Source organism: Bradyrhizobium genosp. P (genome assembly GCF_049949265.1).
In the GTDB taxonomy this organism is placed as follows: domain Bacteria; phylum Pseudomonadota; class Alphaproteobacteria; order Rhizobiales; family Xanthobacteraceae; genus Bradyrhizobium.
In genome coordinates, this window is record NZ_CP188195.1 from 4,127,238 (window position 1) to 4,152,097 (window position 24,860).

General features: G+C 56.9%; 21 protein-coding genes and 6 pseudogenes. 11 read left to right on the top strand and 16 right to left on the bottom strand.

The window, feature by feature from the left end; all coding sequences use genetic code 11:
* The first annotated feature begins 401 nt into the window (after positions 1-401).
* From ACP2YO_RS20040 to ACP2YO_RS20050, 3 genes are all read left to right on the top strand, one after another.
* On the top strand, positions 402-1,643 hold the full coding sequence (locus tag ACP2YO_RS20040) for a WecB/TagA/CpsF family glycosyltransferase (RefSeq protein ID WP_426442351.1): 1,242 nt from the start codon (positions 402-404) through the stop codon (positions 1,641-1,643).
* Positions 1,644-1,683: 40 nt separating this feature from the next.
* Complete coding sequence (gene galE, locus ACP2YO_RS20045; RefSeq protein ID WP_426442352.1) at positions 1,684-2,667, top strand: UDP-glucose 4-epimerase GalE; 984 nt, start codon at positions 1,684-1,686, stop codon at positions 2,665-2,667.
* 211 nt (positions 2,668-2,878) lie between these two features.
* Complete coding sequence (locus ACP2YO_RS20050) at positions 2,879-5,158, top strand: tetratricopeptide repeat protein (protein WP_426442353.1); 2,280 nt, start codon at positions 2,879-2,881, stop codon at positions 5,156-5,158.
* A 71-nt stretch (positions 5,159-5,229) separates the two neighbouring features.
* Here the strand turns inward: ACP2YO_RS20050 and ACP2YO_RS20055 are convergent, their stop codons facing one another.
* The 10 genes and pseudogenes from ACP2YO_RS20055 to ACP2YO_RS20100 all read right to left on the bottom strand — a co-directional run bounded on the left by ACP2YO_RS20055 (position 5,230) and on the right by ACP2YO_RS20100 (position 12,579).
* A complete protein-coding gene (locus ACP2YO_RS20055) occupies positions 5,230-5,631 on the bottom strand; it encodes a hypothetical protein (RefSeq protein WP_426443562.1) in 402 nt (133 codons plus the stop codon).
* 64 nt (positions 5,632-5,695) lie between these two features.
* Positions 5,696-5,857 (bottom strand): annotated as a pseudogene (locus tag ACP2YO_RS20060) (IS66 family transposase); the annotation flags it as partial.
* A gap of 371 nt (positions 5,858-6,228) precedes the next feature.
* Positions 6,229-6,480: pseudogene (locus tag ACP2YO_RS20065) on the bottom strand (IS110 family transposase); the annotation flags it as partial.
* A gap of 77 nt (positions 6,481-6,557) precedes the next feature.
* A complete protein-coding gene (tnpC, locus tag ACP2YO_RS20070) occupies positions 6,558-8,294 on the bottom strand; it encodes an IS66 family transposase (protein ID WP_426442354.1) in 1,737 nt (578 codons plus the stop codon).
* Positions 8,295-8,338: 44 nt separating this feature from the next.
* On the bottom strand, positions 8,339-8,686 hold the full coding sequence (gene tnpB / locus ACP2YO_RS20075) for an IS66 family insertion sequence element accessory protein TnpB (RefSeq protein ID WP_082758020.1): 348 nt from the start codon (positions 8,684-8,686) through the stop codon (positions 8,339-8,341).
* Positions 8,683-9,027 (bottom strand): IS66-like element accessory protein TnpA, encoded by a 345-nt coding sequence (gene tnpA, locus ACP2YO_RS20080; RefSeq protein ID WP_426440094.1) that lies wholly within the window; start codon positions 9,025-9,027, stop codon positions 8,683-8,685. The genes tnpB (ACP2YO_RS20075) and tnpA overlap by 4 nt, the downstream gene beginning before the upstream one ends.
* A gap of 86 nt (positions 9,028-9,113) precedes the next feature.
* A pseudogene (locus ACP2YO_RS20085) lies at positions 9,114-9,896 on the bottom strand (IS110 family transposase); the annotation flags it as partial.
* A gap of 294 nt (positions 9,897-10,190) precedes the next feature.
* Positions 10,191-11,820, bottom strand: a pseudogene (gene tnpC / locus ACP2YO_RS20090) (IS66 family transposase).
* A gap of 73 nt (positions 11,821-11,893) precedes the next feature.
* Positions 11,894-12,223, bottom strand: a complete 330-nt coding sequence (gene tnpB / locus ACP2YO_RS20095) for an IS66 family insertion sequence element accessory protein TnpB (protein WP_426442355.1) — start codon at positions 12,221-12,223, stop codon at positions 11,894-11,896.
* A gap of 11 nt (positions 12,224-12,234) precedes the next feature.
* Positions 12,235-12,579, bottom strand: a complete 345-nt coding sequence (locus ACP2YO_RS20100; RefSeq protein ID WP_426442356.1) for a transposase — start codon at positions 12,577-12,579, stop codon at positions 12,235-12,237.
* A 336-nt stretch (positions 12,580-12,915) separates the two neighbouring features.
* Here ACP2YO_RS20100 and ACP2YO_RS20105 point away from each other — a divergent pair, with 336 nt between their 5' ends.
* The gene (locus ACP2YO_RS20105; protein WP_426442357.1) at positions 12,916-13,944 is read left to right on the top strand and encodes an IS110 family transposase; all 1,029 of its coding nucleotides are present in this window, start codon (positions 12,916-12,918) and stop codon (positions 13,942-13,944) included.
* 359 nt (positions 13,945-14,303) lie between these two features.
* Here ACP2YO_RS20105 and ACP2YO_RS20110 read toward each other — a convergent pair.
* Positions 14,304-14,665 (bottom strand): annotated as a pseudogene (locus ACP2YO_RS20110) (IS66 family transposase zinc-finger binding domain-containing protein); the annotation flags it as partial.
* Positions 14,666-14,863: 198 nt separating this feature from the next.
* Between ACP2YO_RS20110 and ACP2YO_RS20115 the strand changes: the two are divergent.
* Positions 14,864-15,109 (top strand): annotated as a pseudogene (locus ACP2YO_RS20115) (IS66 family transposase); the annotation flags it as partial.
* A 74-nt stretch (positions 15,110-15,183) separates the two neighbouring features.
* Here the strand turns inward: ACP2YO_RS20115 and ACP2YO_RS20120 are convergent.
* The 3 genes from ACP2YO_RS20120 to ACP2YO_RS20130 all read right to left on the bottom strand — a co-directional run bounded on the left by ACP2YO_RS20120 (position 15,184) and on the right by ACP2YO_RS20130 (position 17,982).
* A complete protein-coding gene (locus ACP2YO_RS20120; RefSeq protein WP_426442358.1) occupies positions 15,184-16,356 on the bottom strand; it encodes a hypothetical protein in 1,173 nt (390 codons plus the stop codon).
* Between the two features lie 114 nt (positions 16,357-16,470).
* Positions 16,471-17,055 (bottom strand): polysaccharide biosynthesis/export family protein, encoded by a 585-nt coding sequence (locus ACP2YO_RS20125; protein ID WP_426442359.1) that lies wholly within the window; start codon positions 17,053-17,055, stop codon positions 16,471-16,473.
* 90 nt (positions 17,056-17,145) lie between these two features.
* Entirely contained in the window at positions 17,146-17,982 is an 837-nt protein-coding gene (locus tag ACP2YO_RS20130) for an ExeA family protein (RefSeq protein ID WP_426442360.1), read from the bottom strand.
* A gap of 212 nt (positions 17,983-18,194) precedes the next feature.
* Between ACP2YO_RS20130 and ACP2YO_RS20135 the strand changes: the two genes are divergently transcribed.
* Positions 18,195-19,538, top strand: coding sequence for a GumC family protein (locus tag ACP2YO_RS20135; RefSeq protein WP_426442361.1), 1,344 nt, complete (start codon positions 18,195-18,197; stop codon positions 19,536-19,538).
* A 21-nt stretch (positions 19,539-19,559) separates the two neighbouring features.
* Entirely contained in the window at positions 19,560-20,381 is an 822-nt protein-coding gene (locus ACP2YO_RS20140; protein WP_426442362.1) for a CpsD/CapB family tyrosine-protein kinase, read from the top strand.
* Here ACP2YO_RS20140 and ACP2YO_RS20145 read toward each other — a convergent pair.
* Entirely contained in the window at positions 20,353-20,970 is a 618-nt protein-coding gene (locus ACP2YO_RS20145; protein ID WP_426442363.1) for a S1 family peptidase, read from the bottom strand. The genes ACP2YO_RS20140 and ACP2YO_RS20145 overlap by 29 nt on opposite strands.
* A gap of 99 nt (positions 20,971-21,069) precedes the next feature.
* Positions 21,070-21,765 carry an exosortase-associated protein EpsI, V-type gene (epsI, locus tag ACP2YO_RS20150; protein ID WP_426442364.1) on the bottom strand — a complete coding sequence of 232 codons (696 nt, stop codon included), beginning with the start codon at positions 21,763-21,765 and terminating at the stop codon, positions 21,070-21,072.
* A gap of 182 nt (positions 21,766-21,947) precedes the next feature.
* On the opposite strand from epsI, the gene ACP2YO_RS20155 reads away from it, so the two are divergent.
* The 4 genes from ACP2YO_RS20155 (at position 21,948) to ACP2YO_RS20170 (ending at position 24,839) form a co-directional block, all read left to right on the top strand.
* Positions 21,948-22,844, top strand: coding sequence for a hypothetical protein (locus tag ACP2YO_RS20155; protein ID WP_426442365.1), 897 nt, complete (start codon positions 21,948-21,950; stop codon positions 22,842-22,844).
* A 19-nt stretch (positions 22,845-22,863) separates the two neighbouring features.
* Positions 22,864-23,097 carry an XrtV sorting system accessory protein gene (locus tag ACP2YO_RS20160; RefSeq protein WP_426442366.1) on the top strand — a complete coding sequence of 78 codons (234 nt, stop codon included), beginning with the start codon at positions 22,864-22,866 and terminating at the stop codon, positions 23,095-23,097.
* A gap of 65 nt (positions 23,098-23,162) precedes the next feature.
* The gene (gene xrt, locus ACP2YO_RS20165; RefSeq protein WP_426442367.1) at positions 23,163-24,077 is read left to right on the top strand and encodes an exosortase; all 915 of its coding nucleotides are present in this window, start codon (positions 23,163-23,165) and stop codon (positions 24,075-24,077) included.
* Positions 24,078-24,269: 192 nt separating this feature from the next.
* Positions 24,270-24,839 carry an FxDxF family PEP-CTERM protein gene (locus ACP2YO_RS20170; protein ID WP_426442368.1) on the top strand — a complete coding sequence of 190 codons (570 nt, stop codon included), beginning with the start codon at positions 24,270-24,272 and terminating at the stop codon, positions 24,837-24,839.
* The last annotated feature ends 21 nt before the right edge of the window (positions 24,840-24,860 follow it).

The following is a 24,860-nucleotide window of genomic DNA, read 5'->3' on the forward strand; positions in this document are numbered from 1 at the left end:
CCAACCAAGCTGCCCAACGCGGATATATAATCCCGACTTCGAGCGGAGCGAAGTTCTGCGAGGCTTCCGGAGAGGCGAGCTTTAGTGGGAAATTTACGGAGAATGGAATTGGGTCAAGGGGGCAGTACTTAAGCAAGTCAGGGCTACAGCAGAGACTGTTCGATCAGTGATCCCGTATCCAGCCGCCAAATTTCCGTTTTCCGAAACGGAAGGTGTATAAAATAATAAATCGGGGTTCTTCTTGAAAACTGTCGCGGATCCAGCCGCTCGGTTCGGTAGGTCCCACTTGGCTCGTTAAAATGCGGTTTTTAGTAATTGAAATCAAGTTATTAATATATTAAATTAAGGGGGACATCAAGGGTAAAAGTACGTGATAGAGCGCTCGCCGCGCAATTTTTGATATGGCGTTCACAGAAACGCAATTATTGGTTGTTAAGATGATTACTCACGGAATAGGTGTCTATGACGCCTCGGCTGGGCAGATTGCTGATGATCTCGCGCGAGAAACCTATGGTCTGCTCGGTCTGCCGATCGATGCTGCAGATCGAGCCTGCACGCTAGCAAATATAAGAGAAGCGGCAAAGAGCCGTAAGCGATGGTTGCTTTCGACGCCTAATGTAAATTTTATGGCGGAAAGCCAGCGCGACGTCAGCTTTCGGGAAACATTGCTTCAGAGCGATCATTGCTGCCCGGATGGTATGCCGATTGTCTGGCTCTCCCGCCTGTTGGGCGTTCCGATGAAGGAACGGGTTTCCGGCTCAGACTTGTTTGAATCCCTTAGAGCGGGGTGTTCCAATTCTGAGCCATTGAAAGTCTTCCTATTCGGCGGAGGAGCGGGGACTGCAGAGGTCGTTTGCAATCTGCTTAATGCGCAACCATCTGCGATTCGATGCGTCGGCTACCTGAATCCCGGCTTTGGTTCTGTCGATGAAATGAGCGAGCCTTCGATCCTCGATCAAATAAACGGTAGTCAAGCGGATTTCTTAGCTGTCTTTCTAAGCGCGAAAAAGGCACAGCGTTGGCTGCATCGGAATCATTCTCGATTGCAAATCCCAGTCAGGGGACAATTCGGATCGACAATCAACTACCAAGCCGGTATTGTTCGCAGAGCTCCCAGAATTGTTCAACGCCTCGGTTTTGAATGGCTATGGCGCATTAAAGAAGAGCCGCACCTCTGGCGACGATATTGGTCGGACGGGGCGTTGCTCGTGCGGCTAGTAATTACTCGCGCGTTGCCCATCGCGCTTGAGTTCGGCTGGCAGCGTTGGTTTTCCGCGCGCGACGACGATCTATCCTTTTGGAAAATTGAGCAGGAGAACTCTGTGCTGGTCGGGCTCATGGGCTCTGCCACGAAAACGCACGTGACGAAGGCAATAACGTTCTTTCGTACTTTGCTGCTTCTACGTCGGGACATCGTACTTGATCTTTCCAAAACGCAGGAAGTTGATGCTCGGTTTTTTGGATTACTTCTGATGTTCAGAAAGGAGTTAAAAGAAGAAGAGAAGCAGTTAAAGTTCACAGGCTTGTCGGCCAGAGCCAGACGTATTTTCCGATTGAGTGGGTTTGAGTTCTTATTGGAGCCGGGTCCTAGATTAGAGTCGAATGACCCTAGAGCGGATGTACGGGTCAGCGAATTGCTATGAGAAAATAACATTTCAGATTCTCAAGACAGGGCTGCTCTGAATGACCATTCTCATTACGGGGGGAGCGGGTTACATCGGGGGGCAGACGGTTCTCGCTCTACTTGATCGAGGCGAGATTCCGCTTGTGCTGGACGATCTGTCTACGGGCCACCGTGCGGCTGTGCCTGCGGAGGTTCCGCTGGTCATAGGAGACGTTGGAGACACAGAGCTTGTGTTACAGCTCATCAAGCAACATAACGTCGAAGCGATTCTTCACTTTGCTGCTAAGATCGTTGTAGCCGAGTCAGTCGCAGATCCACTCAAGTACTACCTTAGTAATACCGTGAAGACTCGCGCATTATTGGAGGCTGCGACAAAGGGCGCCGTTCGCCATTTTGTATTCTCGTCAACAGCCGCGGTATATGGCAATCCCGACGCTGCATCAATAAGTGAAGACGCCCCGCCGGTCCCGCTCTCACCGTACGGAAGATCGAAACTGATGTCTGAGCAAATGCTCCGCGACGTGAGCGCTGCTTACGGAATGAGCTATGCCATATTACGCTATTTCAATGTTGCTGGGGCCGATCCGGCAGGCCGTCACGGACAATCGACCCCCAATGCCACTCACTTGATCAAAGTGGCAATAGAGACTGCGCTCGGTCGCCATTCTCACATGAATATCTATGGAGAAGACTATCCAACCGCCGACGGCACATGCGTACGGGACTTCGTCCATGTCGCCGATCTCGCGAATGCACACTTGGCCGTGCTCGATTATCTTCAACGTGGGGGTGAATCTTGCATCCTTAACTGCGGCTACGGTCGAGGGTATTCTGTGAGGCAGGTCGTCGAGACGGTAAGAAGAGTAGCAGGCATAGCGTTTGAAGCCCGTTCTGCGGAACGCAGGCCTGGCGATCCGACATCGGTAGTTGCAAATAGCAGCCGCTTGGTACGATTGGGCTGGAGACCTGCTCTTGATGATCTGTCCACGATCGTGAGACACGCCTATGAGTGGGAAATAAAGCATAGCTCCTTTTTTTGCTGACGCGTGGTCTCAAAGTAAATGCGGTTCACCCGGATCCTGCCTCTTGCTTTCGCGATTGTTTGCACGCTCCATCTCACCAGGGGTTCTGAGCCAAGTGAAGAGCAAGATGCTACTTAGTAGAACTTATTGCGGCATATGGGCAGCTGCGCTGATATTGCTGTCGGCGTGCGGCTCTCCGGATGAACGAGCGCAACACTACTACGAGCGGGGCATGACCTTGATTGAAAAGGGCGATGATTTTGCCGCTCGGCTCGAGTTGCTAAATGCAATAAAATACAAGAGCGATAAGATTGAGGCATGGCGGGCACTCGCGGGTATCAATGAGCGAGTCAAGGCCTATCCATACCTGTTCGATAATCTCAGGCGCATCGTCGAACTCGATCCGACTGATGTTGAGGCGAGAACAAAGCTGGCAAGAATGCTGCTCAAAGGGGGCGCTCCGGATGCAGCGCTCAGAGTTGTGGAGACCGGCGGAGAAGCTGAAAACACCAATCCAGGCCTTGTAAGTCTCAAGGCCGCGATCCTGATGAAAATGAGGGACACTAGCGGCGGCCTGACTGAAGCGAAAAAAGCTAAAAAGCTCGATCCAGGAGACGTCGAGGCCGCAATCATTCTGGCCTCCGACAAGCTGTCGAAAGGAGATACCGTGGGGGCACTCGAGATCCTTTCAGTTCCTGAAATTGCCGCCAAGAGAGATCTTAGAGTTGATCGCACCAAAGCGCTTATCTTTGCCCAAAAAGGGGAACTGACGCAGGCCGAAGCGATTTTGCATGGATTGATCGCCAACGCACCACAAGACATCGGGCTTCATGATCTGCTCTTCCAGATATACGTGGCCGAGCGGCGATTTGAAGACGCTGAAAAGGAGCTTCGAGCCGTCGCGGCTGCCAATCCGCAAAATCCGAGGGCTGAGCTCGATCTGGTGCGCTTCCTCGGTGCTTCGAAAGGATCTGCTGCAGCACGAGAAGAGCTAAACAGCCGCCTCAAATTGGGAGGAGACATTTTTCCTTATCAAATGGCCTTGGCGGATCTCAACTTCAATGAAGGAAGATTCGAAGAATCGGTTGCCACACTTGAGGGGCTGGCCAAGGCTCCTGAGTCGGAGCGCTCATTGGCAGCGCAGGCCAAGCTCGCGGAATTCTATTTCCGTAAGTCGAACTTCCCGGCTGCCGAAAAGATAGTCGATGATATTTTGAGGCGTGATCCGCGCAACGTGGCAGGTCTCAAAATTCGCGCCTCTATTCGGATCGAGCAGGGTCAATATGAAAGTGCAATTGCAGACCTGAGAGAGGCCCTTAACGGTCAGCCACGATCGCCTGAGCTTTTGCTATTGATGGGATCGGCTTATGAGCGAGACGGCAAGCTAGAACTTGCCGATCGTCAATATGCAGATGCCAGCAAATCCGCAGCCGGTAATCCGTCCGTCGTCTTTCGGTATGTCGCATTCTTGCAGCGCCAGGGCAAGACCACACAAGTTGAGGATGTATTAACCGATGCGCTGAGCACCAATCCGCGCAGCCTCGAACTGCTGAGTGCGCTCGGTCAAGTCCGGCTGACGCGGCAGGATTGGAAGGGAGCATTGGAAACCGCGGACGCCATGAAGGCTATTGGAGGCGACAAGGGGGGGGCCGATCTCATCCGGGGGGCTGCTTTTGCCGGTCAGAACAACATGAACAAGGCCATCGCGGCGTTTGAGGCTGCGCACGCATCTGTGCCCGATGCGCTACAGCCGGTCGCCGCGCTCGTAGGTATTTTCGTGCGAAATGGGGAGGCAGACAAGGCTGGGGCTCTTCTCAGAGATAGTCTGACACGGAATCCTGATAATCTGCAGCTGTCTCTGCTGATGGGCAGAACCCAGCTTGCAAAGAAGCAGGTCGACCAAGCCGAAGCGACGTTCAAGACCGCCATCGGGCAGCATCCGAAAGACCCGGCCGGATACATCGCCCTTTCAAACCTGTACATCGGCCAAAAGAACTTTGATGAGGCCTCGAAGGCGCTGCAGGGGGGGATGCGCGAACAGCCAGACAGCATCGATCTCCGTTTGAACCTCGGCAACGTAATGATCCGAATGGGTGACGTCGACGGCGCGGTTGCCGCCTACGAGTTGATCTTGAAGAATAACCCCAATGTTCAACTGGCAGTCAACAACCTAGCCAGTCTCTTGTTGGACTACCGCACCGATGATGAGAGCCAGGACCGGGCGTTTTCGTTGGCTCAAAACCTGAAGAGTTCGAACGTGCCGCAGTTTGAGGACACGTGGGGGTGGGCGCAGTATCATCATGGAGATTTTAAAGCGGCCATTGCAACGCTGGAGGATGCTCAGGGCAAATTACCCAACGACGCTTCGATCCGATATCATCTCGGTATGGCCTATATCTCGACCGGGCAGAATGACAAAGCCGCCGAACAACTGAAGGCCGCATTGCAGTTGGAATCGATTGAATCGACGCTCAGTCAGAAGATTAGATCTGCGCTCAAGCAGCTGACGTGAATCGGCGCGCTCTCGCGATAGGTTTGTAACAGGTGGTCGGACTGTTACTGCGTACGCATACGACGAAGTCCTCACCGGATGCTTACGAAGCTAGAAAGTAACCGGCATGAGCATCCACGTAGGCAGTAATCAGCCAGTGCGGGCGTAGCGGATGGCATCCAGTACTGGCGCATGGCCGCGACGACCGCTGGGATATCGGTGTGGGCGTTGCGCAGAAATTCCTTGGTCTCGGGGCCCTTCCTTGCAGGTCCGAGCAGCGGGCGGCCCTGATCGTCCACACAGTGCAGCAGGATGGGCAGCAGCAGGCCGTGGTTGATGTTGCGGGTATCGAGCAGCGGTGCCCAAGCCGATAGTCGCGGCTGCATGGCGGCGTGGAATTCCTGGCACCAGGGACGCGCATCGACGTCGCCGTTCGGCTTGCGCGGATGGATCGGCTCGAACTTCTTCGCGTTGGTCGAGAGGGTGGTACCCATCCGGCGTAGGCCGCAGGCGAGTATGTTTTGGGATTTTAACGCCTGAGGAGTTTGGGGTCTTCTCTGTGCATCTTGACGCATGAAGCCGCTCGGCCATCATGACATGGGCTTCGACCAGGCGAAGCAAGGGGGCAAGCGCCGCACAGACCGATCCCACGGCATCGGCCATGGTCGATAGCGCGATTGGCACCCCTTCCAGAGCGTAGCGCTCGGCCTGGCGTGTCAATCGGCCCTTTAATTGCGGATTGATGTCAACTCTCTTTTTGAAGCCATTCGGCAAGACGGTAGCGCTCGGCCCGTTGAAGCGGGTCGGGGTTGCGGAGACGGGGTGAGCGCGGCTTGTAGATCGATAGCCAGCTCGGTAGTATTGGTCGATTAGCCGTCACCTAAATCTCAACGATCCGCTGCCCGTCGCTGGGGTCATGGTCCTTTCCGAGGTCGCAAGCGCCTCATGATGATGTCCGGATCGGGTGCCTCATCGTTTGCAACGGCGTGCGGACGAGCCGCCACCAGCCGATTGACCGAGGTCACCACGACCACCGTCCCAGCGGGACATCGCCGGCCCGGCGCACCGGGCCAGGAGCTTACAAAATAAGGTCAGGCCGGCACGTGGCCCCAGTCGAACGACGTGCCATCGACCCAAATGCAGTGGAGGATCACTGCGATCTTGCGGGCAATGGCGACCTTTGCCTTTTTCATACCGATCCGCTTCGCGAGCTTCATTCCCCAGGCCTTAAGGGAAGACCATTTTTTGGTCCGATAGAGAAGGACGGTCGCTGCCTCGAACAAGTAAGTTCGGAGAAGCCTGTCGCCCCATCTGGATATCTTGCCACTAGTGTCTGTTTCACCGTACGCATACGACGAAGACCGCCTGATTGACGCATGCGCGCGGGCATGGCGAGCTCTATGATGGCGTTGCGCGAAGGTCAGGCGGCCTGCTGATCGGCAGGCTTGCCGGCTTGGCGCAGGAGCTTCCATTCCCAGGGCAGCAGTTCGTGCAGACGCGATGCGGGAAGATCTGCGATACGGGCGAGGACGTCGGCGAGCCAGGCCTTGGGATCGACGTCGTTGAGGCGACAGGTCGTGATCATCGTCAGCATGATGGCGGCACGGTCAGCACCCCGCCGGCTGCCAGCGAAGGTCCAGTTGCGCCTTCCCAAGGCGATGCCTCTCAATGCGCGCTCAGCGCAATTGTTGGTCAAGCAGATCCTGCCATCGTCGAGGAAGCGGGCGAAGTCGTCCCAGCGCCTGAGCATGTAATTCATCGGTTTCAGGACCTCGGCAGAGCGCGACAGGGTTTCGCGCTCACGCAGCAACCAGGCGTGCATGTCCTCGAGAAGCGGCTTGCTCTTTTCCTGGCGCACGGTGCGCCGCTCGTCGGCGCCGCAGCCGTTAATGGCGCGCTCGATCTCGAACAACGCATCGAGGCGTCTGACCGCCTCCAGCGCGATCGGAGAGACCGGTTTGCCCTTGTTACCTTCCCGAGCATTTTTCTCGATGTCGGCCAGCTCGAAGAAGCCCCGCCGCGCATGGGCCAGGCAAAACGCCGGTGTGATCGGCAGCACCTTCTTGCGCGGGTCGAACAACGGCTCAAAACCATTGTAGCAATCGGCTTGCAGGATGCCGGCGAAGGCGGCCAGATGCTTCTGCGGGTGCTCACCTCGCCGGTCGCTCGAGGCGTAATAGACCGCCGCCGGCGGCGCAGGCCCGGCAAAGGGCCGGTCATCCCGCACATAAGTCCAGATCCGACCGGTCGTGCACTTGCTTTTGGCCAGGATGCGGATGGTGGTGTCGTCGCCATGAAGGCGCTCGGCAGCGAGCACATGGCGCTCGATCAGGTGGAAGAGCGGCATCACGGCGAAAGTCCCGTGGCCGACCTGATCGGCCAGCGTCGACAGCGGCAAGTCGATCCTCTCGCACTTGAAGCGCGCACTCTGGCGGTTGAGCGGGATATGCATGCCGAACTTGTCGAACAGGATCGTCGCCAGCAACTGCGGGCCGATGAAGCCGCGCGGCGTGGCATGGAACGGCGCCGGCGGCTGGCTGATCTTCTCGCAATCGCGGCAGGTGAACTTCTCGCGCACCGTCTCGATGACCTTGAAGCGACGCGGGATCTCCTCCAGCGTCTTGGTCACATCCTCACCGATCTTCGCCAGCCGCGATCCACCGCAGCAGGCGCAGGCCGTTGGAGCCTCAATGACGACGCGCTCGCGTTCGATATCATCCGGCCATGGCTTGCGCACCGGCCGCTTGCGCATGAAGGGGCGGACGTTCTGCGTCTTCGCCGCCGCGGCCTGTGCGGCAAGCTCATCCTCGCTCGCCGTGGTGACGAGTTCTTCGAGCTCCAACTCCAGCTGCTCGAGCAGCCGTGCCGTGCGCTCGGAGCGCTGCCCGTACAGTTCGCGTTTGAGCTTCTCGATCCGCAACTCGAGATGCGCGATCAGCGCCTCGTTGTCCGACAGCTCCGCCCGCGCATTGGCCGCTTCGGCTTGCCAATTGATGGCTTCGGCTTGTATCTGGGTGACCTTCGCCGCGGCCGCATCGCGTTCGACCTCGACCCGCAGCCGCGCTTCGCGTTCAGCCCGCAACGCCTCACGTTCGATCAATAGCGCCGCCTGGGCGCTGGCAAGATCCGAAGGAAGATCATCCGGCTTCAAACTCATGAAGCCAGTGAATCAGATTTCCCGGGAGGTTCAATCGCAGAATGCTATCCAACCCGCGTTGGACGCAAAGTTTCTTGAGGATTCCGCCAGTCGATCCCAGACAGCAGGTAAGAAAGTTGTGCCGGAGAGATCGTTACGGCTTCACCAGCAGCCGAAGGCCAAATGAATCTTCCTCTTTCGAGTCTTTTTGTAAACAGGCACGCTCCCTGAGAATCGTGCCAAATGATTTTTATCAGGTCTGAACGGCGCCCCCTGAAGCAAAACAAATGACCCCCCAGTGGGTCATGCTTCAAGACTTCCTGCACCTGCAAAGCCAAGCTCGGAAAGCCGCGCCGCATATCGGTATGGCCCGTCGCCAGCCATACCCGCACGCCAGAGGGGATCGGAATCATCGCAGCGCCTTCAACACCGCCGACACCAGCAAGGGCGGCGCCGACCCGCAAATCCTGATCCGTCCGCTCCCCGTCAATTCCACCACGATCACTTCACCGGACGGCGCCGCTTCCTTGATCGGCTCCGCTTCCATCGAAGCTTCCACAAAGCCCTGGTCAGCAAGGTCCTGGCGAAGCCGGCGACGCCAAGTGTAAATCAGACCCGTCGAAATATCGTGATCCCGCGCAACCTGCGCCACACACGATCCCGGCGCAAAGGCCTCCGCAACGATCCGGCACCGTTCATCCTCGCTCCAACGCCGCCGCCGTTCCGGCCCCGTCAGCACCGAAATCTGACCCATCAACCGCTCTTAAGCTCGCTCTTAAACACGTGCTTATGAGTGCTCAATCCACCTCTCAGAACAAGGCGGTCTTCATCGTAGGCGTACGTTTCACCAGACTGGTTGCGCCGAGGTGTGAGGCCGAGATAGGCGCCGACTGCCGAGGCCGATCGGAAGCGAGACGGGTCATCGATCGTATGGCGGAACGTCAAGGCAGTCACCACGCCAACACCAGGGACCGTCATCAGGCGACGCGTCGTCTCGTCAGACTTCGCCAATCGGCGGACCTCGTCGTCGAATTTGCTTTGCTGCTGGCAGATATGCTCATGAATCGACAGGAGCGGCCCGATCACGTTGAGGAGTTGATGATCTTCGCCCAATAGCTCGCCGACCTGGTTACGGAACTGTTGGCCAATCGCACGAGGGAATAGTAACCCACATTCCTTGATCAGACTGCGGACCTGGTTCTCGATATCCCGGCGTATGGACACAAGGCGGAATCGCGCGACGAGGATCGCTCGAACCTTCTGGCTCTCCTCGCCCTTGATTTTGACTTCTCGATACCACCCAACCCGCACCAGTTCGGCAAGGCCCCGAGCATCATTCCGATCGCTCTTGTTTATGCGGACCGACAGCGCTGCGTGTGCATGCCTAGCATCGATGCAAACGACGGGGAGTTCAACCCTACGAAGCTCGTGCCAAAGCCAGCTTGCCATCGCGCCCGTCTCAAAGCCGATGCGCTCTGCCAATGGCGCATATTTACGAAGCAGCTTGGACAGATCGCCCGGGTCAGACTTGGCCTTTCCTTCAAACACCGTTTGACCAGTCTCGTTGACAACGCAAACCGAAGTCTCTCTTTGCGAGACATCCAGGCCGACGTATTGCCTCATGACAGCTCCTCCGAATCGCTTGATTGCGAGAGCTCGACGATAACGGAGGTTTCGTGCCTCGAGCGCCGACCGCAATTACGTCATCGTGTTCAAATTTGGGTCTGACGCAAATTCGATGATGCGCCGCTTCGCATCAGGGTGATTCACTGGGTCATTCCATCAACATAAGCATGCTCTGTCCGAGATGCGCGGTTAGCTCATGGTCGCACCTCTGTGGCCAGAAGCATTGATGAAAAATCGAGAGTCTTTTCAACGAGATCGACCGGTGAATTGTAAGCGCAAAGCTGAGGCCGTTCAGGCTTTGAAGTTCCAGGGCATGAGGGCATCGATCTGAGAGATCGGCCAGCCCTGCGCGAGCGATCCGTTCGAGAGTTTGCGTGAGCCAAGCGTGCGGATCGACGTCATTCATCTTTGCGGTCTGCAGCAGCGTGGCGATGGTCGCCCAAGTCCGGCCGCCACCATGGCTGCCCGCGAAGAGCGCATTTTTTCTTGTGATGGTTTGCGGCCGGATTGCCCGCTCGACGATGTTGGAGTCGATCTCGATGCGGCCGTCGCTCAGGAAGCGCTCGAGGGCGGTGCGCCTGGATGTGGCATAGCGGATCGCCTCGGCAAGTTTGGATTTGCCGGACAGGCGGGGCAGCTCTTTCTCCCACGACTCGAAGAGCGCGGCGACGATGGCGGCGGATTTTTGCTGGCGCGCCTTCACGCGCGTTGCGGGATCCTGGCCGCGGATATCGGCCTCGATCTCCCATAGCCCCGCCATCGTCGTGACGGTCTGCGTCGCCAGGTGCGAGCTCTCGTTGACGTGAAGCTCGTAGAATCGCCTCCTGACGTGGGCAAAGCAGGCCGCCAGAGTTACCCCCTCATTGGCACCCGTCGATCTCGCGAGCCGATTATAAGCGGCATAGCCGTCGACCTGCAGAATGCCGGCAAAGCCCGCCAGATGACGCTCGACGCATTCGCCGCCGCGGCTGTCCTCGAAGCGATAAGCCACCATCGGCGGATCGTTGCCACCAAACGGCCTGTCGTCCCGAGCGTATGCCCACAGCCATGCCTTCAGCGCCTTGCCTGATCCGGGAGCGAGCGTCGGCAGGGTCGTCTCATCGGCGAAGACCCGTTCACCCTGCTTGATCTTCTCCAGCACGTAGTCGGCCAGTGGCTGCAATTCGAAGCCGACCTTGCCCATCCATTGCGCCATCAGCGATCGGTCGAGATCGACGTCGTCACGTGCGTAGATCGCCTCCTGCCGGTACAGCGGCAGCCCGTCGGCGTATTTGGCCACCGCGATCTGGGCGAGAAGCGCTTCGGTCGGAAGGCCGCTCTCGATCAGATAGGCGGGTGCCGGGGCCTGAACCACGCCATCACGGTTGCGATAGGCGTATTTCGGGCGGCGCGTCACGATCACCCGGAACTTCGCCGGCGTTACGTCCAGCCGCTTCGAGACGTCCTCGCCGATCAGGACCTTCTCCAACCCTTCGCAACCAGGGGGTACCTCGGGCTCGATGATGATCTCGACCCGCTCCAGATGCGCGCCGAACTCCTTGCGCGGCCGCGGCGCGCGTTTCGGCTTGTCCTGGCTCCCAGCCTTCGCCAGCTCGGCTTCGACTGCAGCCACGCCGATGGCGATCTCGTCAAATATAAAGGCGATCTGCTCATCGCTCGGCCTGTCGCTACGCAACCGTTCCGAGCGCGTGCCGTAAAGCGTGCGCTCCAACATCTTCACGATTGACGTCAGTTCCACGATCCGCGCATCGGCCGCCTGGTTGACCGCGGCAAGATCGGCGTTGGCCGCACTCAGTGTCGCCATCTTGGAGGTGATGCGACTGTTCTCGGTCTCGATTGCCGCCCGCTCTTCCGCCAAGGCGAGGATCAGCGCGTGGGCTTCGGCAAGGGTCTTCGGAAGCTCTGCAACGGGCGTCGTCATCGCCGCCATCACAGCAGAGTCGTCGCCGATCTCCCAACCCTTTCAGCGCCCTGATTCACTTCGCCGCAGCTGGTCAGCCCACCGTTTCCGGGCGCTTCACAACGACCGCACGCACCTTCGTCCAGTCCAGCCCGTCAACCAGCGCCAGCAACTGTGCCTGATTGAGCTGGATCCGATACGGGCCAATCCGCGGCCAACAAAACTTCGATTTCTCGAGTCGTTTCGAGTAAAGGCAAATCCCGGATCCATCCCACCAAACAATCTTGATTCTATCCGCTCTCCTGGCCCGGAACACGTATAGCGAAGCGTTGAATGGATCCGAGCCGGCGTCGCGCACCAGGGCCGCAAGCCCGTCCGGGCCTTTTCTAAAATCGACCGGATGGCTGGCGACCAGCACCTTCACGCCACTTGGAATCATGCCTGACGAACCGCCCGGATCACCTTGACCAGGTGAGCGACATCCACATCGCCGCTGACGCGGATGACGGCATCGCCCAAACTGATCTCCACCAGCGAAGTCGCAACCGTGCCAACCTCGACGAAGCCGACTTGCCTGGTTGGCTCGCGCGCGCTCACCACCCCACTGCGGATCGCTTTGCGCCGCCACCCAAACAATTGCGAAGAGGCAACACCAGCCCGCCGCGCAATAGCCGACACATTCACCCCCGGCTGTAGCGTTTCCTCGATCAACCGCGCCTTCGCCTCGGCTGACCAGGCCCGGCGACCCCGAAGCGGCCGAGCCTCCAGCGCTTCGATCACCTGACAATTTCTGTCATCAGGCATAGGCATACTTATAGAAATTGCCATCACCAAATCTCCGGCACTCCATGCCGAAGATTCTCAGATCTCTCGCCCACGCGCTATGTGGGGTCTCCTTGGCGCTTACGGTGAATTTGGTGATCGGCGCGCTTCTTCATCATCGAAAGTGAGTCAGAGCCCAAATTTGACCCCGTATCGGCGTCCAAATTTTGGACGCCGATCCCCCGGCTTAGGGGGTCAATATTGCAGACGATGACGTAATTGCGGTCGGCGTTCGCGGCACGAAACATCCGCTATCTTCAAGCCTTCCTGCAATCTAACGAATCGGAGGGGACTATGAAGCAATATGTTGGGCTGGATGTCTCGCAAAAAGAAACCTTAGTATGTGTGGTCGACGAAGTGGGTCAGGTCTTGTTCGAAGGAAAGGCCAAGTCCGACCCAGGGGCGCTCGCGGCATTGCTTCGCAAGCGGGCGTCACAAGCGGAGCGCATCGGATTTGAGACTGGGGCGATGGCGAGTTGGCTATGGCACGAACTTCGTAGGGTCGATCTCCCGGTGGTTTGTATCGACGCGCGGCACGCCCACGCGGCTTTATCCGTACGCATGAATAAAAGCGATCAGAATGATGCTCGAGGTCTGGCCGAACTGGTGCGAGTTGGCTGGTATCGAGAAGTCAAGGTCAAGAGCGAGGAAAGTCAGAAGATCCGCGCGATACTCGTCGCGAGATTCCGGCTCGTGTCCATGCGCCGAGACATCGAGAACCAGGTCCGGAGTTTGATCAAAGAATACGGCTTGCTGTTCCCGCGCGCGATCGGCCTGCAGTTCCGCAACCAGGTCAGCGAGCTATTGGGCAACGATCATCCGCTCCTCAGCGTGATATCGCCGCTCCTGTTGATCCATGAGCATATCTGTCAGCAGCAGAACAAGTTCGACGACGAAGTTCGCAAGCTGGCGAAGGCGGATGAGACGACGCGCCGCTTGATGACGGTTCCCGGTGTCGGCGTGGTGACCGCTTTGACCTTCCGCCATACGATCGATGACCCGTCGCGCTTCAGATCGGCATCAAGCGTCGGCGCCTATCTTGGTCTCACACCTCGGCGCAACCAATCTGGCGAAACCGACATCAACGGCAAGATATCACGATGGGGCGACCGTCTTCTCCGAACATACCTGTTTGAGGCCGCGACCGTCCTGCTTTATCGAACAAAGAAGTGGTCTTCTCTCAAGGCGTGGGGCATGAAGCTCGCCAAGAGGATCGGCATGAGGAAGGCGAAGGTCGCCATCGCCCGAAAGATCGCCGTAGTTCTTCACTGTATTTGGGTTGACGGCACATCATTCGACTGGGGTCTGGTGAAGGAAGCCTGACGATTTTGTAGTTCCTGGTCCGGCCCGCCGGACTGGCGATGTCCCGCTGGGACGAGTTGTGGCGACCTCGTTCATTCGGCTGGTGGCGGCTTGACCGTACTCCGCTGCAGACGTTGAGGCGCCCGACCCGGACATCATCATGAGGCGCTGCGCGACCTCGGAAAGGACCATGACCCCAGCGAAGACATCAACCGGTCTGGTCTAGGCGATCCCATGCCTGGCCGGCAAACCATGATCACCGCGCTCGCGCCGTCTCCGCAACCCTGACCAGCTGCGACGGCGCGAGCGCTACCCCTTGCCGTTGGAGAGTTCAAAAAATGTAAGCTTGACAACAAATCGCAATTAAAGGGCCGAATGACAGCCTGGCGGTTCAAGGGCTGATGCTGGCCGAACTTCTCGAACATGATCATGGCCAACAGGCTCGGGCCGGCCCATCCTCGTGCGACGGCATGGAATGGCGCCGGCGCCTGGCCGATCTTCTCGCAGTCGCGGCAGGAGAACTTCTCCCGCACCGTCTCGATCACTTTCCACTGGCGCGGCACCGATTCCAGCGTCCGGGTCACGTCTTCGCCGAGTTTGCGCAGGCGATTGCTGCCGCAGCACTCGCAAGCTGCCGGAGGATCGATCACCACCCGTTCGCGCGGGAGATGCTCGGGGAACGCACGGTCGTCGTCTTGGCGACGGCCCGCTCGGCAGCCAATTCGTCTTCAGTCGCGTCAGCTGCGCATTTCGCTGATGGTGAGCGGCGATTTCACGCGATGGTGAGCAGGTATTTCGCGCGATCATGAGCGGCTGAGTTTAAAAAACCCACCATTCGGCCATATCGACGTCAATCGCCGGGCCATCGATATCCACGTCATTTACTCGCCGCAGGGCAAACGATCGCTATCCCCCGAACGGCCTCAGCTCGACGCTTACGCTGTTTGAGATTGAGCGCTCCATCAATGGCAAGAGCGCCGAGGAGCGCCTGGAGGTGCGGCAGACGCTGAGCCGGCCTCTGGTCGATGACCTTCAGATCTATATGCGGGAGCAGCTCGCCAAGCTCTCCCGTGGACATGACCTGGCCAAGGCATTCAACTACGTCCTGAAGCGATGGGCGAGCTTCACGCTGTTCCTTGACGACGGCCGCGCGTGTCTCTCCAACAATGCCGCTGAACGCGGGCTAATATACGAGCCTTCTGCTGTTCGAAATCCTTAATCGCTTCAGCCTCAAACTGCAGCTCATCCCGACCTGAAATCTCAGTTCTTCACGGTCGACGACGGGAGTACGGTGAAGTTGCGGGTCAGAACCAGCATGATGCTGTCGGAAGTCGCGGATCCCGCCGAGGCGACAATCGGGATTCCAGTAGCTGGATCGAAAACCGCTCCGCCCGAGCCGCTGGCTGCCGTTCGGTGAAGGTGTCTATACGTAATCTGAGAGTTCCACTCACGAGCCAGCTGGTAGCTGTAGGTGACCGACGCCGAATAGAAATCAGAAGATGTCGTCGTGATCTGGCGGCTTGCGGATAGTCCGAATGACAAGCTCGACCGGCTGTTGACGAGCTCCGTCAAGCTCGCCCCAATCGTGGTCTGCTTGGTAAGAGACCCGATGACGCTCGGCCCGATGGTTTGATTTCCGGTCAGCGCCAGCGTCGTATTCTTGAGCATCCGATACGTGAGCACTATGTCCGCGAGGAAATCGGTGACGGAACCGGATGTGGTGGGTGCGCTGGCGGGCGGAAGTGGCGAAGCGGCAACGCTGTTCTGATTGGCCTGTAAATAAGCAGGACCGATCGTGCCCCTGAAGCTTAAGGTCGGAGACAAAATCGCGTCGACCCCGGCCATCTCGCGCAAGATCATGATGTTGGTACTGGAGGCGTTGTTGAAACTGAGCCACTCGAGTTCAGACGATCCTACGATCGCCAGGTTCGAATTCAGACGATGTTTCCATGTTCCCAGCGCGGAGCTATCGGTGAATGGTGTCCCTCCGGACGATGGATCGTAGCTGGTGTACGTGGACCGAGCCGAAAACGTAGCAAAATCAAGATTCGTGAGGTTGCGCTCAATACCGCCCCGGATCGTGGATGTATCAATAAAGCCGGCTGCCGTTGTCGCAACGCCCAAGTTGCTGAGCACAGCAAGCGCTGTGCTCGACTCTCGGAAGCTTACCTCCCCATACGTGAGATCGGTCGGCTCCTTTCCCTTCACCTCATAACGGGCCTTCACTCCGTCCTGACGAAATTCAGTCTGCGGTATGGGTTCAGTGCCCGGTCCCCAGTATTTTTGGTATGTGATGTCGCCATCGAGAATTAGACGAGAGGCTGGCGTCCGCGCCTGAGCCTCCGTAGTTATGGTGCTGTATGAACCGGCCGTGCCGAAGGGCCCTGTTGGGCGCAAAAATTGATTGGAATTGAGCTCGACAGTCTCGCTCAAAGACGAGTCGACGGACCAATCCCAGGCAAACGCGCGAGTCGTCGACATACCCAGGCATATCGACACTGCAAATATGGCGCGTTTCACCACAAGCTACCCCGGATTGAAGCCGCTCTATTCGAATAAGCCTCGCTCAGGAACGATCACCACATCGCCCGCATGCAGAGTTACGTTCCCCTCCAGGTCGTAGCCTGCCTCGTACGCCCGATAGTCGAAGGCGAAGATGGTCTCATTTCCCCCAGGGCCGCGTCTCCTGACCTGCAATCGGCGCTTGGCCGCGAACGGACCAAGGCCGCCGGCGAGCGCGATTGCCTGCATCACGGTCGTTTGCTGCCTGACGACGTAGTAACCGGGCCTGGCTACCTCGCCCGTGACGAAAATCCTGGGCTTCAAATCTTCTTCCGGCGGCTCAGGCTTCGCCACCCCAGCCAGCGCAACAGTGATATCGAGCGGCTCATTGTAATTTGATTTGAGCTTTTCTTTCAGAATGTTCTCGATCGCTTCCGGACTTAGACCGCGAGCCCGGATATGGCCCGCTATCGGGAATGCGATCTGTCCGCTCGGGTCAACGATGACCTGGCGATCCAGTTTGGGATCCTGCAAAACGGATATGGACAGGGTGTCGCCCGATTTGATGGTTTGGGCCAGGGCGCCGGTCGCAAACCCGACCAAAAAAAGCAGAGCCAAGACGATCCGCATCACCCACCCCTTGTCCCGTCAGCTGACAGTGCGGCATCGCGCCGCGAATCCGATAGATGTTTAGAACGGAACTTCTTCTTGACCAAACACTTAGCAGCTCTGAAGTGGCTTTTGGATCGGAAAGATGCTGAACTGTTGCTTGTCTGCAATAACCTCCCTCACAAGGGCTTCGGAGATGCTCCTGTGGCTCCCCGCAAACCCATAAACCAGGGCGGTGTCGGACAAAATGTTGATCATTCTGGGAATGCCGCCGCTCGCCCAGGCGATCTCGGCGCAGGCTGCCGCAGTGAAAAGCTGATCCGTCGCTCCGACTGCTCTCAGGCGAAAATCGATGTATTTGGCGACCTCGGCCTCGCTCAAAGGCTTGAGGTGGAAGTCCGACGAGATCCGCTGGGCGAACTGACGCAGCTTAGGGTTGAGCAGAAGGTCGCGGAGCTGCGGCTGGCCGACCAGAATCAGCTGCAAAATCTGATATTTATCAGCATTTATGTTGGATAGCATCCTCAGGTGTTCGAGCGCCTCCACCTCAAGATTCTGTGCTTCGTCGAGGATCAGAAGGGTGCGACGGCCGGCGGCGTATTGACTATACAAAAAATCCTGTAACTGTTTGAAAAGTCCTGCATAATTTCCATCGAAAGGTTGTCCGAGGGCCATCAAGATCCACTGCAGCAGCTCCTCTCGACCTTGAGGCGAGTTCGAAATGAGCGCCATGGTGAGGTTCGGGCTGAGCATCCGCAGAAGGTGTCGGACCAGTGTGGTCTTGCCGGACCCAATTTCACCGGTAATCACCGTAAAGCCCGCATTGTTCAACACGCCGAACTCCAGCATCGTGAACGCCATGCTGTGCATTCGGCCCCAGTAGATCAGATCTGGGTCGGGCAAAATGGAAAACGGTTTTTCTTTCAGCCCGTAGAAAGCCTCGTACATTCCGGTTTCCCCGTTATGGCCGGTCCGCTTTTGCAGGAGCACCTGCCGCAACGGGCAAAGACCAGCAGTTCGCGTACGAAAAATGATGCGCCCACGTTAAGTAACAAATAAGCTACTTGTCTGCGAAGGGATGCCTTTTTTTTGTTTTCCGAGTAATTTGCCATAAATCCGATTTGCTGAGCGTACGCTGAAATTGCCCAGGCTTTAAATAAATGCTCGAGAAGCTCCACGTTGAACCAGAGTTTCCGCAGGCAGATCCCGGGTACCTGCTGGAGCCCGCCTATTATCTAGGGGTGCTCAGGCGCCGTTGGGTCTATTTTGTAGTTCCGATGATAATGATCCTGCTCGCAGGCGCTGCGGGGATCTATCTCTGGCCGGCGACATACTACGCGGAAGGCAAGATCCTGGTGCAGTCGCAGCAAATTCCGGCCGAACTGGTAAGGCCGACGGTGACAAACGCAGCCCAGGAGCGCATCCAGGTCATCCAGCAACGTACCGTGACCCGCGACAATCTGCTGGCCATGGTCGAAAAATTTAATCTCTTCCCGGATCGAAGAGCTCTGATGTCGCCGACCCAGCAGGTCGATCTGATGAAGGAGCGTATCAAAATCGAACCGGTTACCCAGTCACTGGCATTTTCGTCTGGTTCGCGACCAGCGATCATCTTTACCGTAGGGTTTGAATACAGCGATCCGCAAAATGCGACGCGAGTTGCGAATGAACTGGTGACTCGGATTCTCGATCTGGATCTTAGGGATCGGACGAGCAGAGCCTCGGATACCACCAAATTCCTGGCGCGTGAGGTACAGCGGCTCCAGGCTGAGAGCGCCGCGATTGATGCAAAGATCGCGCAAGCCCGACTTTCCCCGGCAAAGCCGATGTCGCGGTCGACCGTTGACCCCACGGCAGTGCAGCTTGCGCAGCTGCGCGCCGAACTTGCCCAAAAGAGCGCAATCTATTCGGAGCGAAGCTTTCAAATCCAGTCATTGAAGCGACAGATCGAGGCGTTAGGAAAAATCGCGCCGCCTCCAGCCGCGAACGCAAGTGCAAGCGCTGCCGAACCGGCGCCGTCGCCAGACATTGACGCGCTGGAAACCCAACAGAAGAGCATACAGGCGAGCCTGGAAGCAGCCAGCCAGAAGCTTGCAGCGGCGCGTTTGGGTGAAACTCTCGAGCGCGACCAGCAATCGGAAAAATTAGAGGTTATCGAGCAGCCCGCCGTCCCACTCGAGCCCATTCGACCCAATAGACCCAAGGTTGCGGGTATTGTAGCCGTCCTGTCATTAATCGTCGGCGGTGGAATGGCCGCTGCTGCGGAACTGTTGGACAGAGCCGTCCGGCGGAGTTCGGATCTCTACAGCATATTCGACAGCGAACTGGTCGTTTCGATTCCCTACATCAGCACCCGACTGGAGCTGAGGCAGCAAAAGAAGAGATTTTGGCTCAGGATTGCATTAATCGCGGTTTTGTTGGCTGTCGCAGCAGCGGGCGCCTATTGGTTCTTGCCGCCACTTGATCTTATCATTGCAAAGGCGCGGGTTGGCCTATTCAGGTGAAGCAACCCATTGGAGACGCCAATGGACCAATTCAAAAAGGCTGTCGATCGGGCTCGCGGTGTTGTTTCACCGGGTTCTGAACAGGACCTGATCGAGCAAAAGCCACATGCGGTGCAAGCTCGAAGTTTACCGCAAGATGTGAGGAGCAAAACCTTCCCACTCAGGCCGGCACACCTGGAATCGATGCGGATCATTGCACATAATAAAGACGATCAGCACACAGCTTACTTCGACATGCTGCGCACGCAGGTATTGCATTCCATGGATGCTAACGGCTGGCAATTCGTGGCCGTCACGGCTCCGACGCCGGAATGCGGGAAAACCGTGACTGCGTGCAATCTCGCGCTCAGCATGGCACGCCTTTCGGAGCGTCCTGTGTTGCTTGTCGACTTGGACATGCGCCGGCCGAGAGTAGCGCGCTACCTGGGCATCGAGGCTGAGTTTGGCGTGCTAAGTGTGTTGCAAGGATACAAACACCTGTCTGAAGTTATTGTTCAGGTCGGGATTGAACGCGAGCAGTTGCTTGTACTGCCGGGCGAGCAGGCCAGGTCCTCCGCCGAGTGGATGGCCTCGCCCAACATGGCTAGTCTGCTTGATGGCATCAAGCGCGAGTTCAGATCTCACATTGTCCTGATGGATATGCCGCCTCTTTTGGTGGGCGATGACGTGCTTTCGATTTTGCCAAATCTACAGTCCGTGCTGCTCGTTGCAGAAGCAGGAGCTAGCTCTTTGTCCGAAATCAGAGAATGCATGAAGCATTTGAAGGCAACACCAGTGGTCCGCGTGGTGCTGAACAAGGTGACTGAAAGAGACCCTACTGCACTGTATTATAAGTATTATTGAGCTCGTGACGAAGCTCAGGCGGAACGAATTTGGCTATAGTTGAAGCTGGGACGAAGTATTTCGCGATGTCGTGGACCTCGGGTTTGCCTGTGGTCTTGTCGATCTGGTATTGGGATATCTTTCTGCTCATGATCCCGAGCAGGCACTTTTTCACGGCGTCAAACACGCCTGATCCAGAATTACCGGTTCGGGCAACGTCACTGATAACTGTGTCGAACTTTCGAACATTGGGAGGAAGTTGCTGGGGAGATAGAATTGTCGATCGAACTGTCCCCTCCGGCACCACCGTCACGACGGCTTGACCTGGCCTAGGCGGCTCTACGCACAGCGGATTTCGGCGAAGCGCCATGCGCGACGGCAACTGAGCTTCGTCAACGGACAGGAGGGTCAAATCGGTAGTTTCGAAACTCCCGGCCTTTACCACCAGTGTCGGGTATTCCGTGCCGTTAATCGAAACCTTTGGTCTGGTGAACCAGGTGTGACCAGCAACGTGAGCCGCTGTTATAAACAACCCCTTGCCCAGATAAATACCATACCCGGGTCCCCAGGACTGCAGGGGTGTTTGGTGGATGTTCACAGCATAGACCAACAACGAGTCGTCAGTGTCCTCCGCGTATGCCGGCAAACCGAACCCAACTCGGCCGACCCACGCAACTGCGATTAGCCACGCGGAGGGGCGAATCCGCACTTAACTTCCGGTGAAGAACTTGCGGTTCTCGGGCGCAATTGCCGCAAGAAGATCGCGAATAAATTGATCTTGGGCTTTGAAAGATGCTTCTTGCGCAAGCCCCACCGTCGAAATACGGATCAAGGCGCCGTCGGGAATGATTCCGCGCAATCCGTATCGGAGCCTGATGATCTGGCGATCAACGACGCCGGTGGCAATGTAGTCCCCAACGCGCATCCAATAGCTGATCGGCTCGTATCGTGCTTCTCGCTGTGCAATCAAACGGGTAAGCTTCAGAGGCTGCTGACCATTGGCGTAGTTGAGTTCGTCGCCGTGCTTTCCAAAAACGCGGAACCCCGCAGCCGTGTAACATATCTCCGGTCGATGCGCCTTGAGGCGGTAATTCTGGACCGGACCATAGGCAACCATTAGCATGACGATGTTGCCGCTGCGATCCACATAGCCGCGCCCGAGCTCCTGACTGTAAATCGGAGCATTCTTTGCGTCCGGGTCAATCACTGCCTCTGCGTCCGATGGCGTAACAAGCTGAAAGTTGGGGACTAGGGTCCAACCGCCGAACTGGTGTGGAATCGCCGTTTCGAGGTCCAATGCGCCGGTCCGCGCCATTAGCTCGTGCGGAGCGAGGACCTCGGCCAGTGCCGCGGCGCTTAAGATCGCGAGCGAAACCAGCACTGCCTGAAGTCGAATGTACTTCATGACCTTCGTCCGATTGCTTGCCACCGTCTCTGAGGGCAATTTACATTTCTAGCTATATACTTGATCATTAACATAAATGCACGAAGGCTTTAATATCGAGGGGCTTGTATCTCGACCGCGGGGCCAGTTGGCGATACGGAGAGTCGCCCTGGTGGCCGTGGGCTACCTCACCGGAGAGATTTATGTATACCGTGAACGGCGCTGCTTCTGCCAAAACCTTGGCTGCCATCGTGTTCTGCGGTATTTTTCTCTCCGGGTGCGGCAGAAGTTCCGATACTCAGCCCGTGGCAACAAACGGGCAGGTTGTGGCGCACGTCGGCAATGAGGTCATCACGATCCAAGAATTGGACAATGAGTTTCGACTAGCCAATATTCCAGCCGACAAACAAAAGGATCCGCAGCTTTTAAAGCGCGTGTTGGGGGACCTGGTTACCCGCAAGTATTTGGTCCGACAAGCGTTGGAGGCGAAGCTCGATCGAGAACCAAGCGTATTGTTGGACATCCTTCGCTCACGAGACCTGGTTCTCGCTAATGCCATGATTTACCGGGATGTTGCCAAAAAAGCCTCAGGCCTCACCAAATCTGAAATCGACCAATACATCGCCAATAATCCGGCGAAGTTTTCCAATCGTCAACTCATTGCAGTCGAGCAGATCACATTTCCGCTGGGCACGAATGCCCAATCCGTCATTGATGCCACGAGGGGTGCGAAATCACTTGATGATGTCGATCAAAAATTGACCGAAATGAAGATCACTCACAATCGCTCGACCGGCTCGATCAACAGTGCTGAGCTCCCCGAGAGCTTGTTCGATCAGATACAAGTAAGGAAACCTGACGATGTGTTCTTCCTTCGCGCTGGCCCGAACGGCGTCTTTATGGTCGTCAAGGGCGAGGAACCCCGACCACTTGGGGGCGATGCCGCAATAAATACCGCACGTCAAGGCCTCAATGCGGATCTGCTAAAATCGGAGATCGGCATGGCTTCCGTAGCCGCCAATCTCGAGGCCAAATTAGAGGGCGATTATGCGAAATTGATGGCTCAGCCAGACCAAGCGCAGACCGCTCCTCAAAAGTGAAACGGGGGAATAAGACGCAATGGAAACTTTGCTCGACGTCCTGTCGGTGGCGAGTTTCGCGGGCCTAGTGCTGGCATTTTTTCTCTGTACCGAGCGAGATAGCCGAACTCTCCTGCACTTCATGATTTCCGCTATCGTTTTCGCAATTGCAAATCAGGTCGGAAACGGCGGGCAAACGGCCTTCGCTTTTCTTCTAATCATCGCAGGAGCTGTCTACGCAGCCATTATCATCGCCCGGCGGCCTGCAAGGTAATCCCCTAGTTTTTTATGTTCATTTCGCGCTATATTTCCCAGATAAATTATCCGCGATTGATCATCATGGCATATTTGCAGACCGTCCATTCGAGCAAATCGTCTGTTGTTCCCAGGCTATTCGGGCCAATGCTCGTCGCGGGAGCCTTCGTAGCAGCCTACATTCCTACGCTGAAAAGTCTTGTCGATGGCCCATGGCGGACCGAGCAAGAAGGACATGGTCCGCTGATCATTGCCGCCGCCCTCTGGCTGGCGTGGCGATCCCACGAAAGGCTCAGGCGTCTTCCCTCATCGTCAGCACCCCTTGCCGGCTGGATTATTCTGATCTTTGGGCTCGTGTTGATGTTCCTGGCCCGCACACAGGGGGTCCTGACGTTCGAGGCGCTCTCGGCAATTCCCGTCATCATCGGCAGCGTCGTTGCGCTGGGCGGGTGGGGCGCCTTTCGGCTCCTAGCGTTTCCGATTTTCTTTCTCCTTTTCGCGGTCCCGGTGCCTGACTGGTTCATCGATGCGGCCACAATCCCATTGAAAGTATTGATTTCGGATGTCGTCACCCAAGCCCTCTACACGGTGGGGTATCCGGTCGCCCAGAACGGTGTCATGATCATGATCGGCCCCTACCAGCTGATGGTGAAAGACGCTTGCTCGGGGATGAACTCCATTTTCGCCCTCTCGGCGATCGGCGTGTTCTATGTCTATGTGTTCCGATCGGACGAAAAGCTACGCAGCTTGCTCCTGCTCGCGTCCATCGTTCCGATTACCATCGCCGCCAACTTTATTCGCGTGCTCGCACTCGTCTTACTTGCTTACCACGTGAGCGTTGATGCCGTTGAGGGGACTGTTCACGACCTTACCGGAATCGGGCTGTTCATTATCGCAGTAGCGTTGCTGTTCCTGTTTGACGGTTTTCTGGGCGTACTTTTGCGCCTATTCGGCCTTGAAAGGCCGAAGTCGATTGGTGCTCCAATCTCCACCTCCTAGACCGAGCTGACCAATCGAGACCGAGCCTCGAGGGAGAAGGTCATTTCGCAACGCCTCGCCTCGTGAATAAATACATTTAATTTGGCACATTATTAAATACCATTTATGGTTGATTAACCAGTAGTAGCACGGTAAATTAATTGTGCTTTGTCGGTCAATATTGTCGCGGTTTGACGGTCAATGGAGGCTAAAATGCGAAACTGGATATTATCATCGGCGCTGGCCACGGCCATCATGCTTGGAAGTGCCTGTTCTTCACAAGCGGCCGTGTTTGTTCTAGGCGCAGGTTCCTACACCCCGGGAAATACCCCCGCCACCGCGAATTTCGGAAATAGTGTCACCGGTTCGTTTACGGACGATTTTACCTTTTCGACTTCCATAGAGTCGTTTTTGACGAGCGCGTCGATTACCACTACGTTTGCAAGCGCTGGCGCGCAGATTCAAAATTTTGAGCTGGCGCTTTTTGAGGTGGGGTCTGCCGCCGCTCTTGACACGGTAACGGCGAGCTACGTCGCAGGGGCAGGTGTCGGGACGCAGCAGGGTAGCTTGGCACCGATCGTCATCACGCCTGGCAGTTATTTCCTTGAAGTCACGGGTACCACGGTTGGATCAACGCCCAACGCGAGCTACGGAGGTTCGTTCGCGATAAGCGCCGCCGTTCCGGAAGCGCCGACCTGGGCGATGATGATATCGGGATTCCTTGCGCTTGGTTTCCTGGCCTATCGCCAGAACGGCAAGCAAATTCGCTTTCGCCTCGCCTGAGTTTGCATCATTTTGTTGCGA